Source organism: Ideonella margarita (genome assembly GCF_038066635.1).
GTDB classification, from domain to species: Bacteria; Pseudomonadota; Gammaproteobacteria; order Burkholderiales; family Burkholderiaceae_C; genus Ideonella; species Ideonella margarita.
In genome coordinates, this window is record NZ_JBBUTI010000002.1 from 315332 (window position 1) to 332293 (window position 16962).

Consider the following 16962-nt stretch of genomic DNA (forward strand, 5'->3'; position numbering starts at 1 on the left):
GTTTCAGCCTGCGAGGGCCAACGGCTTGGCGCCCAAGGCGGTGACCAGCCCGTGGCTCAGGCGATTGACCAGACCGTAAATCGACAACTGCGGGTTCGCGCCGATGCTCGTCGGGAAGATCGAGCCGTCGTGCACCGAGAGGTTGTCAATCTGCCAGTGAACGCCATCTGGCCGCACCACGCCTTGCGAGGCATCGGCCGCCATGCCGCAGCCGCCCATCACGTGGGCGCTCACCACCTTGGTCAGATGCGGCTTCATCGGCAGCGCCTGGATGGTGGCTTTGGCCTGGGCCCACGTGCGCTGTGACCCGGCCTGCTCGTGCACCGGGAAGACCTCGCGGGCCCCGGCCGCGAACTGCAGCTCAGCCATGCTCAGCAAGGCGCGACGCGCACCTTCCATCACGAATGGCGTGAGCGGGTAATCCAGCTCCGGCGTCCCGTCACCTCGCAGCCGCACCTGACCGCCGGGCGCTTCCGGATGGAAACCATCGCGCAACAGCGCCAGCAGCGTGTGGGTGTTCGGAAACTGCTTCAGCAGCGCCGCCTGCTGGGTGCCGAAGCCGACCAGCGAGCTCGCGAAGATCACCGGGTGCATCGGAGGCGCTTCCAGCTTGTAGCCAATCGGCCCGTCCACGGGCTGGGTGTGCAGGAAGTGGTCTGAGTAGATGGTCTGCGGGGCGCCCTGCCAGCCGGCCACGGTCTGATCGAACACGGCCGCCGACATCACCACCGGATGCAGGAAGGTGCGCACGCCCAGGCGCTGGTGCGGGTCGGGCAATTTGGAGCGCAGCATCAGGCCGGGTGAGTTGATGGCGCCACCGGCCACCACCACATGCCTGGCCACGATGCGCGTGCCGCCACTGGTGGCTGGGTTGCCATCGGCCTGCATTGGCGCCACCAGCACCGCCTCGACGTGGTTGTTGCGCACCTCCAGCGTCATCGCCCGCGTTTGCACCAGCAGGCGAGCGCCCGCGTCGAGGGCCGTGGGCAAGGTGGTCACCAGCATCGACTGCTTGGCGTTGGTCGGGCAACCGAGACCGCAGGAGCCGAGGTTCCAGCAACCCTTCACGTTGCGCCGGATGCTGGACGCTTCGATGCCGAGCTTCTTCGCCCCCGTGCGCAGCAACTCGTTGTTTTCATTCGGCGCCGTCAACCAGTCGCTGATGTTCAGGCGGGCCTCGGCCTGGGCGAACCACGGCGCCATCGAGGCTTCGCCGAACTCCTTCAGACCGAAGTGCTCAGCCCAGTGCGCCAGCGTGGACGGCGGCGTGCGGAACGAGCTGGTCCAGTTGACCGTGGTGGAGCCCCCGACGCTGCGGCCCTGCAGGATGTTGATGGCCTTGTCTGCCGTCTTGCGGGCGGCACTTTCCTGGTACAGGCTGGGGTAGGCCTCAGCTTCCAGCTGGCGGAAATCGGTACTGGATTTCAGCGGGCCTTCTTCGATGATCACGACGTCCAGGCCGGCACGCGAGAGCATCTCGGCGGTGATGCCGGCGCCCGCCCCGCTGCCGATGATGGCGACGTCACAGGTGATCTGGGCAGGGGCGCTGCCGTGCGGCCCGCCCATCACTTTCCAGCCGCGTTGCAGGCCGGCACGAATGGGGTCAGGAATGCTGGCAGGCGTGGCCGAAGCCACCGGCGGCAGAGTGGTCGTCATGCGCTTGATGCTGTTCAGAGGGCCCGCGGGCCCGGGTAGCCCATCTGGGCCCAATGTGCGGCATCGGAAAACCAGGATGCCGTGGTGAGGTCACGCAGTGCGTGATAGATCTGCTGCCGGGTGTCCATGCTGCTCATGCGCATCATTTCCAGCGCCGCACTGACCTCCGCCACGCTCGCGGTTTCCCAGGGGGTGTGCAGTGACATCAGCGACCAGCGCCCGGCCGCGGAGGACAGCAGCGCCAGCAGATCAGACAACTCCTTGCGCGTGGCAGGCGGCAGGTTGGCCACCGTCAGCTCGAAGCGCCCAAGTTGCGCTTGCAGCGCCAGCGCGCGCGCCTCGGGGGCTGCGGGCAGCAGCCCGTCCAGCACCGCCGAACTGATCGCATTGACCATGGTTCTGGCGCCCGGACTCAGCTTGCCCGCCGACAAACCCGGCGCCCACAGCGCAGCCCCGGTACCGGCCACCGCGATGACGGCCCCTGCGCCCAGACTCAGGCGAAGCAGTGTTCTTCGTTGCATGCGGACAGTGTTTCATCTGCCGGAGGGCGTGGGTTAGGGATGCACCACTAGCCAGCGCCCTGACAAACCCTCGGCCGCCCGCTACGCTGGCGACATGGCAACACCCGCGCAAGACATTCTGGATGAGCTGTCCAAGGTGGAGGCGCTGCGTGAGCAACGTCGCGCCGATGTGGGCCTCGGCCAGCGCACCGCTGCGCTGCGTGATTACCAGCACCGGCGGTTCGCCCGCACCCATGCCGATCTGCTGACGCACCCCCAGTACGGTGCTGCGGCCCGTTTCTTTCTCGAAGACCTTTATGGCCCGACGGATTTTGGTGAACGAGACGCCCAGTTCGTGCGCATCGTGCCGGCCATCGTCCGCATGTTCCCGGCCGGCATCGTGGGCACCGTGCGGGAGCTGGCCGAGCTGCATGCCTTGTCTGAAGACCTCGACAACGCGATGGCACGCAACCTGGCAGGCAAGGGGCCGATCACCGCATCGCGGTACGTGGCGGCCTGGCAGGCCACGGGCCGCGCCAATGACCGGGCGCATCAATTGGCACTCGTCATGCGGGTCGGCGAACAACTCGACGTGATGACCCGCAGCCGGATGCTGCGCAACACGCTTCGCCTGATGCGCGTACCCGCCAGAACCGCAGGCCTGGCGGCCTTGCAGGCTTTTCTGGAACGGGGCTTCGACAGCTTCGCGGCCATGGGCGGTGCCGGGCCCTTTCTTGCGCAGCTGCAGGCGCGCGAGGCGCACCTGATGCAATGTCTGTTCGACTGCGCCGACAGCGACAAATCACCGGATGTCGCCAAAGCGATAGGACAACTACCGTAGCGCCAGCGCGCACTCTCACGCAGCATCGTGCCCTGATTCGATCTCAACTTTCAGGAACGTACGTGTCTGCACCTGTTTCCATCGCACAACCTTGGCTGTCCAACTACCCTGCCGGCGTTGCAGCCAACGTCGACATGTCCAGCTACGGCTCGCTGGTCGATTTGCTGGATGACGCCTGGCGCAAGCACGCCCAGCGCGACGCCGCCGTCTGCATGGGTGCACGTCTGACCTTCGGGCAGATCGACGACATGTCGCAGGCGCTGGCCGCCTGGATCCAGGCCAAGGGCCTGGTCAAGGGCGACCGCGTGGCGGTGATGATGCCGAACCTGCCGCAATACATGGCCGCCATCGGCGCGGTGCTGCGTGCGGGCTGCGTCGTGGTCAACGTCAACCCGTTGTACACCGCGCGTGAGCTGGAGCATCAGCTCAAGGATTCGGGCGCCAAGGCCATCATCGTCCTTGAGAACTTCGCCCACACGCTGGAAGAAGTGATTGACGCCACCGACGTGAAGCACGTGGTGCTGGCCGCCATGGGTGACCAGCTCGGCTTCTGGAAGGGTGCATTCGTGAATCTGGCGGTGCGCCATCTGAAGAAGATGGTGCCGGAGTTCCGCCTGCCGACCGACAAGGGCCGCACGCTCACCCGCTACAACATGGCGGTGGCCGAAGGCACTCGCCTGCCGTTCAAGCGCGTGCCCCTGACGCCTGACGACGTGGCCTTCCTGCAGTACACCGGCGGCACCACGGGCGTGTCCAAGGGCGCCACCCTGCTGCACCGCAACGTGGTGGCCAACATCCTGCAGACCGAAGCCTGGTTCAAGCCCATGCTCGACACCCTCGGCAACAAGCAGCTGACCGTCGTTTGCGCCCTGCCGCTGTATCACATCTTCGCCCTGACCATCTGCTACATGATGGGCGCGCGCCTGGGCATGAAGAACCTGCTGATCCCCAACCCGCGCGACATCCCTGGCCTGATCAAGACGCTGTCGCAGCACAAGGTCAACATGTTCCCGGCGGTGAACACGCTGTTCAACGCGCTGGCGAACGACCCGGAATTTGCGCGTCTCGACTTTTCTGAACTGCGCGTCTCCAACGGTGGCGGCATGGCGGTGCAGCAGGCCACGGCCGAGAAGTGGCTGAAGATCACTGGCTGCCCGGTGGTCGAGGGCTACGGCCTGTCGGAGACCTCACCGGTGGCCACCAGCAACCGCCTGGACACCAGCGAGTTCACCGGCACGATCGGCTTGCCGATTCCGTCCACCGACATCGCCATCCGCGATGACGACGGCAAGGACATGCCGTTCGGGCAGCCAGGCGAAATCTGCATCCGCGGCCCGCAGGTGATGGCCGGTTACTGGAACCGCCCGGACGAAACCGCGAAGGTCATGACCGACGACGGCTTCTTCAAGAGCGGCGACGTGGGCATCATGGACGAGCGGGGCTACGTGCGCATCGTTGACCGCAAGAAGGACATGATCCTGGTCTCGGGCTTCAATGTGTACCCGACGGAAATCGAGCAGGTCGTGAACCTGCACGCCGGCGTGCTGGAGTGCGCAGCGGTGGGCGTGCCTGATCCGAAGTCGGGTGAGGCCGTGAAGCTGTACGTGGTGAAGAAGGATCCTTCGCTGGACGAAGAAGACATCGCCGCCTACTGCCGCGACAACTTCACCGCCTACAAGCGGCCGCGCTACATCGAGTTCCGCGATGAGCTGCCGAAGTCCAACGTCGGCAAGGTGCTGCGCCGCGAGCTGCGCACGACCACGGCGGCATGAGCGACCGGCCACCTCAGGGTGGCTTCGCTGCCCTGGCCGATGCGCTGGGGCTGCAGCTGCTGCAGCGCGATTGGCTGTCGGCCAACAACATCGTGTTTGCGGCCTGCGGCGACACCACATCGGTCGTGGTGGATACGGGCTACGCCCGCCATGCGCCGCTCACCAGCGCCCTGGTCAGCCATGCATTGAAGGGTGCGCCGCTCGCGCGCATCATCAATACCCACCTCCACTCGGACCACTGCGGCGGCAACCGCCACCTGCAGACCATCCACCAAGTTCAAACCCATGTGCCTGCGCCCTCCCTGAAGGCGGTGCAGGTATGGGACGAGGACCTGCTGACCTACCGCACCACCGGCCAGTTCTGCGAACGCTTTGCAGCTGATCATGCGTTGCACGACGGCGATGTGCTGGACCTGGGCGCAGCCAGCTGGCGGGTGGTGGATGCGCCGGGGCATGACCCGGATGCCTTGATGCTCTTCGAGCCCCATAGCCGCACGCTGATCGCGGGTGATGCGCTGTGGGAAGACCGCCTCGCCATCATTTTCCCCGAGCTCGAAGGCGGGCCGGGCTTCCAGCAGACCCGGGCCACCTTGGCGCTGATCGAGCAGCTGGCTCCGCACTGGGTGATCCCGGGCCATGGCCGCCCGTTTGAGGCTGTGGAAGAGGCCCTGCGCGCCAGCAGGCAACGACTGGATGCCTTCGAGGCCAACCCGGCACGGCACACACGCCATGCGGCCCGGGCGCTGTTGATGTTCCACATGATGGAGCACCAGATGCTGGGCGAAGGCGTGCTGCATGACTGGCTGCTGCAGACGCCGCTGTTCATGCAGATGTGTGCGCTGATCCGTGCTGAAACCGAATCCCAGACGGCATGGGCCACGCGGCTGGTGCAGGGCCTGGTCGACGACGGGCTGCTGGTGCGCAGCGACAACAAGCTCCACTTGTCGACAGCCGATTGAACGCGCCCGAGGCGCCACAATCAACCCATGCCCCTGCATCGGCGCGTGTTCTTCATTGGCGGGTTTGATCCTCGCAGCCCTCGGCACACCTGGCGGCTGTTCCGCCAGGCTGCGCAGGCCCATCCCGCGTCCGCCCTTGGCGAAGAGATCGTACTGACCGCGCCCGAGGCCAGTGGCAGCCGGGCTGAAGCCGACTGGCAGGTGTCCGGCGAAACGATCGCCCGCAGCCAATTCCAGATATGGGCCTGGGACGACATCGTGCGGCAGCACTGGCGCAGAACACCGTGGCGTGTCCTGCGCGATCTGTGGGTAGTTTATGTGCGCGCGGCCAGCGAGGGCTTGCTGTCACAGGTTCGCCGGCAGGCACCGGCCGCGTTCTGGCTGAGCGTGGTGCCCTGCCTCATGGTGGTTGGCGTTGTGCTCTTGATCGTGATGGCGGGCATCACGCTTGCCGCGCTGCAAACCCGCATCAGCTGGTTGAACGGTCCGCTCGGCGCATCCCTGCCCTGGCTGCTGGCGTTGACGATGGGTGCATTGGCCTGGTGGCGGCTCAGCGTTCGCCTGGATGTGACCTGGCTGCTGCGCCTCTTCGGCTTCACCTGGACCCAGTCCAATCAGCAGGTCGACCACATGGACGCGCGCATGTCGGACTGGGCAGCTTCGGTCATCAGCGCCGCGAGTGAGGAGCATTGCGACGAGGTGCTGATCGTCGCTCACAGCACGGGCGGCATGTGGGCGGTCTCTGTGCTGGCTCAGGCCCTGCGCCAGGCACCCTGGCTGGGCCAGCGCGGCCCGCAGCTGGGTTTGCTCACGCTCGGGCACTGCATGCCGATCTTGTCTGGCCTGCCGAGCGCGCAATCATTCAGGGCCGATCTGCAACTGCTGCAGGCGCATGGCGCGCTGACCTGGCTGGACGTGAGCGCACCAGCAGACTGGGCCGCCTTTGCGCGAGTGCCTCCGTGGCTCGGCGAAGGCCAGGCGCGGCTGCGGCAATGTTCTCCGCGCTTTCACCAGACCTTGTCGATCCCACATTACCAGGCGTTGCTGGCAGACCGACATGCGCTGCACATGCAGTATCTGCGTGCACCCGACGTGGCAGGCGGATACGATCCAGTCAGCTGGATCTTCGGCCCTGACACCCTGCAAAAGCGGTACGCCGACATGGCGCCCACAACCCCATCGGCATGAGCCACTTCTGCCCTCATTACCCGCCGCCGTCGGCCAAGCGCCCTTCAGCCTGGCGGATGTTCTTCAGCAAGCGCCGCTCGTGGCTCGACGGCCTGTACGCGCGCAGCTACGAGATGAAGATGGGCGAGGTGCGGCTGCCCGGCCTCGACTTGTTCATGGTGAACGAGCCTGCCGTGGTGCGCCGCGTGCTGGTGGAGCAGTCGAAGGCGTTTCCGAAAGCCGCCCTGCTGGCCGATGCCTTGCGGCCCTTGCTGGGCGACAGCATCTTCACGACCAATGGCGCCGTGTGGGAGCGCCAGCGCAGCCTGATGAACCCGTCGTTCGAGGCGGCGCGGGTGTCCCTGGTGTACGGCCGCATGTGCGAAGCCGCCGAGGCGATGCTGCAGCGGCTGCGGGCCATGCCCGATGGCGTGGAGTTGGACGTGGACGTGGAGATGACCCACGTGGCCGCCGACATCATCTTGCGCACCATCCTGTCGCAGCCCCTGGACGGCGTCGAGGCACGGCGGGTTTTCGAGGCGTTCGAGCGCTACCAGGTGCTGGCGCCGCGGCTGATGCTGCCGGCGTTTTTTGGTGTGCGCTGGCTGCGGCCCTGGTGGGAAAAGCGGCGCAGCCAACAGGCCGCCACCGAGATCCGCGACTTGCTGGCCGCCATGATCAAGCCACGTTTCGAGGCCCATGCCAGTGGTGATGACGCAGGCTTGTCGGATGACATCCTGGGGTCGCTGCTGCGCGCTCGCGACCCGGACACTGGCGCGGGTTTCAGCTTCGACGAATTGGTCGATCAGGTGGCCATGCTCTTCCTGGCGGGACATGAAACCTCCGCCAGCGCACTCTCATGGTCCCTGCATCTGCTGGCGCATGCCGAGGACGTGCAGGAGCGCCTGCACGTCGAGGTGGTGCCCCACGATCTGCTGACCGAGCCGGGCGGGCCATCGGTGCTCAAGGACTTGCCGCTGACGCGCAATGTCTTCCGGGAGACGCTCCGACTGTTTCCGCCGGTGGGCTTCCTGGCGCGCGAGAGTGCTGAAGGGTGCACGCTGCGAGACAAGCATGTGCCTGCAGGCGCGGCGGTGATCGTGTCGCCCTGGCTCATCCACCGACACCGCCAGCTTTGGCAAGATCCGGATGTGTTCAACCCCGATCGTTACGACTCCGGTGATGCTGCTGCGGACCAGGCCACGCGCGAGTCGCTGCGTCAGGCTTATCTGCCGTTCGGCATGGGGCCGCGGGTGTGCATCGGCACGGCGTTTGCGCTGCAGGAGGCCAGCCTCATCCTGGCAAGCTTTTGTCGGGAATTCCGGGTGGCGCCCGTGCCAGGCCACGTGCCGGAGCCCGTGGGTCGGTTGACGGTGCGCTCAGCCAACGGTATCCGGTTGCTGCTGTCGAAGAGGATGTTGTCGGCATGAAAGAGCGCATGGTGGGCTTCCTGCTGATGACGGCCATCGTGCCGCTGGCGGTCGCCGGGTATTTGCTGCTGGTGGGGGTCGGCTTCTTTGGCCGAACGTCTCGCGGCCGCGCAGGTGTGCGTGCGCTCGACCATTTCGTGAACGCCACCTTGTTCAACGGCTATGCGTGGGAGTCGGTGTCGTCACACGCGTGGCGCATGCGCGAGCGGCGTTGGGCGCGCGTCGTCATCTGGTGCACCGACCATTTCCAGAAGGGTCACTGCCAGCGCGCCAACAAGCGAGAGCAGCCGATGGTGGATCTGATGCTGAGCAAGGGGCTGCACAAGCAGACCATCTTCTGATGACAGCCAGTTCCCTGCCTGCTCCTGACGTGGCCGCAGCGCCTGTGCGCCGTCGCCTGGTCTGCTACTTCAGCGGCTTCGATCCGCAAGGGCCCGGGCACTATCACCAGCTGTTCAAGGACGAGGCAGCGAAGCAGTCCCAGGTGAGCGGCTATGCGCTCGAGGTCGGGCCGCGCAAGAAGGTGACAGCGGACATTGTTGCGTGGGAGGTGCGAGGCGAGTTCCCTGATGACGCCTGTTCAGCGGCGGTGGTCGACACGCGTGTTGAATTCCTGCGTTGGGACGACCTGATCCGGGCCCATTGGCCTCGTGGTCGCCGGGCCGTATTGGCCACTGTCGCATGGGCCTCCTGGGAAGGCTGGCGGCAGGGTGTGCTGATGCGCACGCTGCGGCAGTCCTGGCCATTTTTCCTCACCATCGGTGCGCCCAGCATCTGGTTGGCGCTTGTCCTGCTCAGCGGCTTGATACTGGCCCTCTCGTGGCCGGGTTCGGGCAGCTCGACGGCGATGGTTCTCTTCGGCGCTGCTGTGCTGACATGGGCGTGCGGACTGGTCGGCGTCGCCTGGTGGGCTGACAAGCGTATGCGCCTGGGCTGGCTCTTGCGGAGCCTGGCTTTCATCATCAGGCAGGGACGCGGAGAAATTGATGGCCTTGCGCCGCGTGTGCAGGGCTTTTGCAAGCACGTCGAGAGGCAGATCCGCAGCGGTGCGTTCGACGAAGTCATCATCGTCGGACACAGCTCCGGCGCCATGCTGGCAATGTCGGTGATGGCGGAGGCGCTGAGATCGCTGCGCACAGCCGCTGACACCGATGGCGGCGACGACGCTCATCCAGGCTGCCAGCTCAGTTTATTGACACTCGGCCACTGCACACCACTGCTGTCGGTCCAACCGGCCGCGCAGTGGTTCCGTGATGATGTGTCTACCTTGCTCGGCTCGAAGGCTGTGTCGTGGGTGGACTATGCCGCTCCACCCGACGGGTGCTGCTTTTCCCTTCAAGATCCCAGTCTCGGTCTGCAGAGCGCCACTCAGTCGGCCTATCGCCCCAAGTGCCTGAACCCGCGGTTTGCAGAGCTGTTCGCAGGTGAACGCTATCAGGCCATTCGCCGCGACAAGTTTCGCTGCCACTTTCAGTACGTCATGGCTGGCGACCTTCGGTCGAGCTATGACTACTTCGCCATGACGTGCGGGCCGCGGACTTTGCCACAGTGGCATGCGCACATGCCGTCGGTGGTCGGCTGGCGTGGTTTCTGGACATTCGGCGGACCACGCCTGTGAACGTCGTTGTTGCCACCCTCGGCAGCCGCGGCGATCTGCATCCGTTTCTCGCCATCGCCAGGGCCATGCACGAGCAGGGGCACAAGGTCCACGTTCTTTCACAGGAATCGCATCGCGTCGAAGTGGAGAGTCAGGGTCTGCGATTCATTGCGATCGCGACTCATAGAGATTACGAGCGCACCCTTGCCCACCCCGACTTGTGGCATCCCATTCGAGGCTTCGGCGTGTTGTGGCGGCATCTGGCCGTCCCGGCCATAGGACCCACCATGACCGCCCTCGCCGCATTGCGCAACGAGCATGGACCGCGATTGACTGTGCTGGCGTCTCCCATGGTCGTTGGCGCGCGCTTGGCTGCGGAGCTTGATCAGGTTCGCTTGATAACCGGCCACACGGCACCGCAGGGCATCCGCAGTCATCAGCACCCGATGTATGTCGGCGGCTACCTGGTGCCCAGCTGGGTCGGCGATTTCGGCCGCGCCGCCTTGTGGCGGCTGATCGATCAATACAAACTAGACCCGCTCGCTCGAAGCACATTGGGAAAATGGCGTACGCAACTTGGACTACCTGCGCTGGAGAAGGGCGCATTTGCCCACTGGATCCATTCTCCAGAGCTGGTGATCGGTTTGTTCGACGCGCGCTTGGGAGAACTGCCGACCGACTGGCGAACAAGCGTTGAGATGACAGGCTTCCCGCTCTACGAGGCACATAGGCACAACGCCGTCCCGACGGAGTTGCTTCCTCCAGGCCCTATCGACGTCGTCCTGTATGGAGGCCCGCAGGGCCACCCAAGCCGTTCCCACATCGAGCAGTTGGGCGTTCAAGCCGCAGCCCGCGGCCTGCACACTTTGTTGATAGGCACGGCGCCTAGCGGCGAAGCACCTGGTCGCCTGAAGACAATGCCAACCGTGGATATGCCGAGTGCGCTCGACCAAGCACGGCTACTCGTACACCACGGCGGAATCGGCACGGCTGCCCAAGCACTAGCTGCCAACTGTCCGCAGCTCATCATTCCGGCCGCTTACGACCAGCACGACAACAGCTATCGGCTCAACGGTGGCCTCCAGCCGGCGCAGGTCACTCTTGAGATGCTTATCGCGAAGGTTTCTGGACCTCGCCAAAGCCCGTTAGCCGGATCAAGCGGGCAGTACAGCAGACCCGGAGCACCAAACCGTGGGGTATTGCGCGCCGCCGCGCTAATTGCCGACGAGTAGCCCGACTCGCCTTATGGTGAGAACATGCCGGTAGGCTCTAGAAACGAGAAAAGCCCACTGGCAACTGCCAGTGGGCTTTCAGGATTATTAGCCTGACGATGTCCTACTTTCACACGGGAACCCGCACTATCATCGGCGCTGAGTCGTTTCACTGTCCTGTTCGGGATGGGAAGGAGTGGGACCAACTCGCTATGGTCATCAGGCTTAAACTTTTTGCCACATCCACGGCGCTCTTCGCTCGCCCTGTCGGGTCTGCTCGAGCTGGCCGGGAGGGCCAATTCAAAGAGTCAAATCAGATTTTATATGATTGCGTACACCACTACGGGCATAACTGTTTTCAATACTCAACCAATCCACTGACGTAGACATTCTACATCAAAGTTATAGGGTCAAGCCTCACGAGCAATTAGTACTGGTTAGCTTAACGCATTACTGCGCTTCCACACCCAGCCTATCAACGTCCTGGTCTCGAACGACTCTTCAGGGGGCTCAAGGCCCCGGCAAGACTCATCTTGAGACGAGTTTCCCGCTTAGATGCTTTCAGCGGTTATCTCTTCCGCACTTAGCTACTCGGCAATGCCACTGGCGTGACAACCGATACACCAGAGGTGCGTCCACTCCGGTCCTCTCGTACTAGGAGCAGGCTCTCTCAATCTTGCAGCGCCCACGGAAGATAGGGACCAAACTGTCTCACGACGTTTTAAACCCAGCTCACGTACCTCTTTAAATGGCGAACAGCCATACCCTTGGGACCGGCTACAGCCCCAGGATGAGATGAGCCGACATCGAGGTGCCAAACACCGCCGTCGATATGAACTCTTGGGCGGTATCAGCCTGTTATCCCCAGAGTACCTTTTATCCGTTGAGCGATGGCCCTTCCATACAGAACCACCGGATCACTTTGTCCTACTTTCGTACCTGCTCGACTTGTCAGTCTCGCAGTCAAGCACGCTTATGCCAATGCACTATCACCACGATTTCCGACCGTGGCTAGCGTACCTTCGAACTCCTCCGTTACACTTTGGGAGGAGACCGCCCCAGTCAAACTGCCCACCATACACTGTCCCCAATCCCGATAAGGGACCAAGGTTAGAACCTCAAACACACCAGGGTGGTATTTCAACGTCGGCTCCACCTGATCTAGCGACCAGGTTTCAAAGCCTCCCACCTATCCTACACAGATCTGTTCAAAGTCCAATGTAAAGCTACAGTAAAGGTTCATGGGGTCTTTCCGTCTTTCCGCGGGGAGATTGCATCATCACAAACATTTCAACTTCGCTGAGTCTCTGGAGGAGACAGTGTGGCCATCGTTACGCCATTCGTGCAGGTCGGAACTTACCCGACAAGGAATTTCGCTACCTTAGGACCGTTATAGTTACGGCCGCCGTTTACTGGGACTTCAATCAAGAGCTTGCACCCCATCATTTAATCTTCCAGCACCGGGCAGGCGTCACACCCTATACGTCGACTTTCGTCTTTGCAGAGTGCTGTGTTTTTAATAAACAGTCGCAGCCACCGATTCTCTGCGGCCTCATTGGGCTTCTGGAGTAAATCCATACACCTACTAAAGGCACACCTTCTTCCGAAGTTACGGTGTCAATTTGCCGAGTTCCTTCTCCAGAGTTCTCTCAAGCGCCTGAGAATACTCATCACGCGCACCAGTGTCGGTTTGCGGTACGGTCGTCTATAGCTGAAGCTTAGTGGCTTTTCCTGGAAGCAGGGTATCACTCACTTCGTCTGCAAGCAGACTCGTTATCACCCCTCATCTAAGCCCGGCGGATTTGCCTACCAGGCACGACTACAGGCTTGAACCAACATTTCCAACAGTTGGCTGAGCTAACCTTCTCCGTCCCCACATCGCACTATAGATCGGTACAGGAATATTGACCTGTTTCCCATCAGCTACGCATCTCTGCCTCGCCTTAGGGGCCGACTCACCCTACGCCGATGAACGTTGCGTAGGAAACCTTGCGCTTACGGCGAGGGGGCTTTTCACCCCCTTTAACGCTACTCATGTCAGCATTCGCACTTCTGATACCTCCAGCAGACCTCACGATCCACCTTCACAGGCGTACAGAACGCTCTCCTACCACTCACAGTAAACTGTGAATCCGCAGCTTCGGTAACTGGCTTAGCCCCGTTACATCTTCCGCGCAGGACGACTCGATCAGTGAGCTATTACGCTTTCTTTAAATGATGGCTGCTTCTAAGCCAACATCCTGACTGTTTTAGCCTTCCCACTTCGTTTCCCACTTAGCCAATTTTGGGGACCTTAGCTGGCGGTCTGGGTTGTTTCCCTCTTGAGTCCGGACGTTAGCACCCGGTGCTCTGTCTCCCAAGCTGTACTCATCGGTATTCGGAGTTTGCAATGGTTTGGTAAGTCGCCATGACCCCCTAGCCATAACAGTGCTCTACCCCCGATGGTAATACTTGAGGCACTACCTAAATAGTTTTCGGAGAGAACCAGCTATCTCCAGGTTTGTTTAGCCTTTCACCCCTATCCACAGCTCATCCGCTAGTTTTGCAACACTAGTCGGTTCGGACCTCCAGTGCGTGTTACCGCACCTTCATCCTGGCCATGGATAGATCACCTGGTTTCGGGTCTACACCCAGCGACTAGACGCCCTATTCGGACTCGGTTTCCCTTCGCCTTCCCTATTCGGTTAAGCTTGCCACTGAATGTAAGTCGCTGACCCATTATACAAAAGGTACGCAGTCACCCCTGAGGGCTCCTACTTTTTGTATGCATGCGGTTTCAGGATCTATTTCACTCCCCTCCCGGGGTTCTTTTCGCCTTTCCCTCACGGTACTAGTTCACTATCGGTCGATTACGAGTATTTAGCCTTGGAGGATGGTCCCCCCATATTCAGACAGGATTTCACGTGTCCCGCCCTACTTGTCGTGCACTTAGTTCCACAAATCTCTTTTTCCATACGGGGCTATCACCCGCTCTGGCCGGACTTTCCATTCCGTTCTGATAAGAGTCTTGCTAAAGAGCACAGGCTGTTCCGATTTCGCTCGCCACTACTTTCGGAATCTCGGTTGATGTCTTTTCCTCGAGCTACTGAGATGTTTCAGTTCACCCGGTTCGCCTCGCATACCTATGTATTCAGTATGCGATACCTCTTGCGAGGTGGGTTCCCCCATTCGGAAATCTCCGGATCAAAGCTAATTTGCCAGCTCCCCGAAGCTTATCGCAGGCTATCACGTCCTTCGTCGCCTGTAATCGCCAAGGCATCCACCACATGCACTTAGTCACTTGACCCTATAACTTTGACGTCCAATGCTTCAGACGCCGGTCAAGGACTGGTTACCAATCACCCACGCTAGAGTGATCAGTATTTTTGAGTATTCACGTTATGCCGTTCTTCATACCTCTTCTTTAAAGAGTTGAAGTTTGGTGACGCAATCATAGGTTGCCGACGGCACGGTGCACTGCAAGCCCTAGAGCCCACAATACTTTCCGCCGACAACACTGATTCGACTCTTTGAATTGTTAAAGAACAACAGCCTTCTATCGAAGACAAACCCAAGATCCTGCTCTCGCAGAAGCTTGGGTTTGCACCCGACACGATAAGAAGTTAATGGTGGAGGATGACGGGATCGAACCGACGACCCCCTGCTTGCAAAGCAGGTGCTCTCCCAGCTGAGCTAATCCCCCATTCTTCGCAGAACAAGTTGGTGGGTCTGGTTGGATTCGAACCAACGACCCCCGCCTTATCAAGACGGTGCTCTAACCGACTGAGCTACAGACCCACGCTTTCCTACTCGGGGCGCGTGTGCCTGGCTACTTTTCTGCGTCAGCCTGACTTGTTAGCGGCCATCTTGACGCTCACCAGGCTCACACTTTCACCAATTAACTACTGTTGTGTTTTTCACAGCCGATAAGTGTGGGCGCAAGAATTTGAGTGAATTTTCCAGAAAGGAGGTGATCCAGCCGCACCTTCCGATACGGCTACCTTGTTACGACTTCACCCCAGTCACGAACCCTGCCGTGGTAATCGCCCCCCTTGCGGTTAGGCTAACTACTTCTGGCAGAACCCGCTCCCATGGTGTGACGGGCGGTGTGTACAAGACCCGGGAACGTATTCACCGCGACATTCTGATCCGCGATTACTAGCGATTCCGACTTCACGCAGTCGAGTTGCAGACTGCGATCCGGACTACGACCGGTTTTCTGGGATTAGCTCCCCCTCGCGGGTTGGCAGCCCTCTGTACCGGCCATTGTATGACGTGTGTAGCCCTACCCATAAGGGCCATGAGGACCTGACGTCATCCCCACCTTCCTCCGGTTTGTCACCGGCAGTCTCATTAGAGTGCCCTTTCGTAGCAACTAATGACAAGGGTTGCGCTCGTTGCGGGACTTAACCCAACATCTCACGACACGAGCTGACGACGGCCATGCAGCACCTGTGTTCTGATTCTCTTTCGAGCACTCCCACATCTCTGCAGGATTTCAGACATGTCAAGGGTAGGTAAGGTTTTTCGCGTTGCATCGAATTAAACCACATCATCCACCGCTTGTGCGGGTCCCCGTCAATTCCTTTGAGTTTCAACCTTGCGGCCGTACTCCCCAGGCGGTCAACTTCACGCGTTAGCTACGTTACTGAGAAGGAACCTTCCCAACAACCAGTTGACATCGTTTAGGGCGTGGACTACCAGGGTATCTAATCCTGTTTGCTCCCCACGCTTTCGTGCATGAGCGTCAGTGCAGGCCCAGGGGATTGCCTTCGCCATCGGTGTTCCTCCGCATATCTACGCATTTCACTGCTACACGCGGAATTCCATCCCCCTCTGCCGCACTCTAGCTATGCAGTCACAAATGCAGTTCCCAGGTTGAGCCCGGGGATTTCACATCTGTCTTGCATAACCGCCTGCGCACGCTTTACGCCCAGTAATTCCGATTAACGCTTGCACCCTACGTATTACCGCGGCTGCTGGCACGTAGTTAGCCGGTGCTTATTCTTCAGGTACCGTCATCCTCCCGAGTTATTAGCCCAGAAGATTTCTTCCCTGACAAAAGCGGTTTACAACCCGAAGGCCTTCTTCCCGCACGCGGCATGGCTGGATCAGACTTTCGTCCATTGTCCAAAATTCCCCACTGCTGCCTCCCGTAGGAGTCTGGGCCGTGTCTCAGTCCCAGTGTGGCTGGTCGTCCTCTCAGACCAGCTACAGATCGTCGCCTTGGTGAGCTTTTACCCCACCAACTAGCTAATCTGACATCGGCCGCTCCAATAGCGAGAGGTCTTGCGATCCCCCCCTTTCACCCTTAGGTCGTATGCGGTATTAATCCGGCTTTCGCCGGGCTATCCCCCACTACTGGGCACGTTCCGATGTATTACTCACCCGTTCGCCACTCGTCGCCAGGTTGCCCCGCGTTACCGTTCGACTTGCATGTGTAAGGCATGCCGCCAGCGTTCAATCTGAGCCAGGATCAAACTCTACAGTTCGATCTTGAATTTCGCTCAAAGAATTGAAGTGAACTTCACTTCCATGAGCATTTAAAGTCTTGCGACTCTGACATCTTGCGATGCCTGTCACTCGCCTTCAAACGCCCACGCTTATCGGCTGTTACTTGTTAAAGAGCAGTTGATCTTGCGATCTATCCAGCTTATCGCTGAAGGATGGGATCATAGCACGATCTCATCGTTCAGAGATAAAAACGCCCGGCAATAACCGGGCGTTTTACTCAGGATTATTAGCCTGACGATGTCCTACTTTCACACGGGAACCCGCACTATCATCGGCGCTGAGTCGTTTCACTGTCCTGTTCGGGATGGGAAGGAGTGGGACCAACTCGCTATGGTC

At 61.0% G+C, this 16962-nt stretch carries 10 protein-coding genes, 2 tRNA genes and 4 rRNA genes; 8 read left to right on the forward strand and 8 right to left on the reverse strand.

Annotated features, from left to right (window positions below; translation table 11 throughout):
* Positions 1-3: 3 nt before the first annotated feature.
* Together AACH00_RS04410 and AACH00_RS04415 are read right to left on the reverse strand one after the other, a co-directional pair.
* Positions 4-1656: a GMC family oxidoreductase N-terminal domain-containing protein gene (locus AACH00_RS04410; RefSeq protein WP_341397826.1), complete on the reverse strand. Its 1653-nt coding sequence runs from the start codon at positions 1654-1656 to the stop codon at positions 4-6.
* A 14-nt stretch (positions 1657-1670) separates the two neighbouring features.
* Positions 1671-2177, reverse strand: coding sequence for a hypothetical protein (locus AACH00_RS04415; protein ID WP_341397827.1), 507 nt, complete (start codon positions 2175-2177; stop codon positions 1671-1673).
* A 94-nt stretch (positions 2178-2271) separates the two neighbouring features.
* Between AACH00_RS04415 and AACH00_RS04420 the strand changes: the two genes are divergently transcribed.
* The 8 genes from AACH00_RS04420 (at position 2272) to AACH00_RS04455 (ending at position 11154) form a co-directional block, all read left to right on the forward strand.
* Complete coding sequence (locus AACH00_RS04420; RefSeq protein ID WP_341397829.1) at positions 2272-2997, forward strand: DUF8198 family protein; 726 nt, start codon at positions 2272-2274, stop codon at positions 2995-2997.
* Between the two features lie 80 nt (positions 2998-3077).
* Entirely contained in the window at positions 3078-4769 is a 1692-nt protein-coding gene (locus AACH00_RS04425; RefSeq protein ID WP_341397860.1) for a long-chain-fatty-acid--CoA ligase, read from the forward strand.
* Positions 4766-5728, forward strand: coding sequence for an MBL fold metallo-hydrolase (locus tag AACH00_RS04430; protein WP_341397830.1), 963 nt, complete (start codon positions 4766-4768; stop codon positions 5726-5728). The genes AACH00_RS04425 and AACH00_RS04430 overlap by 4 nt, the downstream gene beginning before the upstream one ends.
* A 27-nt stretch (positions 5729-5755) precedes the next feature.
* Positions 5756-6916 (forward strand): hypothetical protein, encoded by a 1161-nt coding sequence (locus tag AACH00_RS04435; RefSeq protein WP_341397832.1) that lies wholly within the window; start codon positions 5756-5758, stop codon positions 6914-6916.
* The gene (locus tag AACH00_RS04440) at positions 6913-8325 is read left to right on the forward strand and encodes a cytochrome P450 (protein WP_341397834.1); all 1413 of its coding nucleotides are present in this window, start codon (positions 6913-6915) and stop codon (positions 8323-8325) included. Before AACH00_RS04435 ends, AACH00_RS04440 begins: the two co-directional genes overlap by 4 nt.
* Complete coding sequence (locus tag AACH00_RS04445; RefSeq protein ID WP_341397836.1) at positions 8322-8666, forward strand: hypothetical protein; 345 nt, start codon at positions 8322-8324, stop codon at positions 8664-8666. Before AACH00_RS04440 ends, AACH00_RS04445 begins: the two co-directional genes overlap by 4 nt.
* Positions 8666-9943, forward strand: a complete 1278-nt coding sequence (locus AACH00_RS04450) for a hypothetical protein (RefSeq protein ID WP_341397838.1) — start codon at positions 8666-8668, stop codon at positions 9941-9943. The genes AACH00_RS04445 and AACH00_RS04450 overlap by 1 nt, the downstream gene beginning before the upstream one ends.
* Positions 9940-11154, forward strand: a complete 1215-nt coding sequence (locus tag AACH00_RS04455; protein ID WP_341397839.1) for a glycosyltransferase — start codon at positions 9940-9942, stop codon at positions 11152-11154. The genes AACH00_RS04450 and AACH00_RS04455 overlap by 4 nt, the downstream gene beginning before the upstream one ends.
* 90 nt (positions 11155-11244) lie before the next feature.
* On the opposite strand, the gene rrf (AACH00_RS04460) is transcribed toward AACH00_RS04455, so the two are convergent.
* The 6 genes from rrf (AACH00_RS04460) to rrf (AACH00_RS04485) form a co-directional block, all read right to left on the reverse strand.
* Positions 11245-11357 (reverse strand): 5S ribosomal RNA (rrf, locus tag AACH00_RS04460).
* Positions 11358-11539: 182 nt separating this feature from the next.
* Positions 11540-14419, reverse strand: a 23S ribosomal RNA gene (locus AACH00_RS04465).
* A gap of 320 nt (positions 14420-14739) precedes the next feature.
* Positions 14740-14815: transfer RNA gene (locus tag AACH00_RS04470), tRNA-Ala, on the reverse strand.
* An 18-nt stretch (positions 14816-14833) separates the two neighbouring features.
* A tRNA-Ile gene (locus tag AACH00_RS04475) sits at positions 14834-14910 on the reverse strand.
* A gap of 165 nt (positions 14911-15075) precedes the next feature.
* Positions 15076-16604, reverse strand: a 16S ribosomal RNA gene (locus AACH00_RS04480).
* A 251-nt stretch (positions 16605-16855) separates the two neighbouring features.
* Positions 16856-16962: ribosomal RNA gene (gene rrf, locus AACH00_RS04485) — 5S ribosomal RNA — on the reverse strand; the annotation flags it as partial.

Bases quoted from the DNA above. Each gene is read 5' to 3' on its own strand.
- AACH00_RS04420 (WP_341397829.1), top strand. From the start codon at position 2,272: ATGGCAACACCCGCGCAAGACATTCTGGATGAGCTGTCCAAGGTGGAG.
- AACH00_RS04415 (WP_341397827.1), bottom strand. From the start codon at position 2,177: ATGCAACGAAGAACACTGCTTCGCCTGAGTCTGGGCGCAGGGGCCGTC.
- AACH00_RS04435 (WP_341397832.1), top strand. From the start codon at position 5,756: ATGCCCCTGCATCGGCGCGTGTTCTTCATTGGCGGGTTTGATCCTCGC.
- AACH00_RS04440 (WP_341397834.1), top strand. From the start codon at position 6,913: ATGAGCCACTTCTGCCCTCATTACCCGCCGCCGTCGGCCAAGCGCCCT.
- AACH00_RS04445 (WP_341397836.1), top strand. From the start codon at position 8,322: ATGAAAGAGCGCATGGTGGGCTTCCTGCTGATGACGGCCATCGTGCCG.
- AACH00_RS04410 (WP_341397826.1), bottom strand. From the start codon at position 1,656: ATGACGACCACTCTGCCGCCGGTGGCTTCGGCCACGCCTGCCAGCATT.
- AACH00_RS04450 (WP_341397838.1), top strand. From the start codon at position 8,666: ATGACAGCCAGTTCCCTGCCTGCTCCTGACGTGGCCGCAGCGCCTGTG.
- AACH00_RS04430 (WP_341397830.1), top strand. From the start codon at position 4,766: ATGAGCGACCGGCCACCTCAGGGTGGCTTCGCTGCCCTGGCCGATGCG.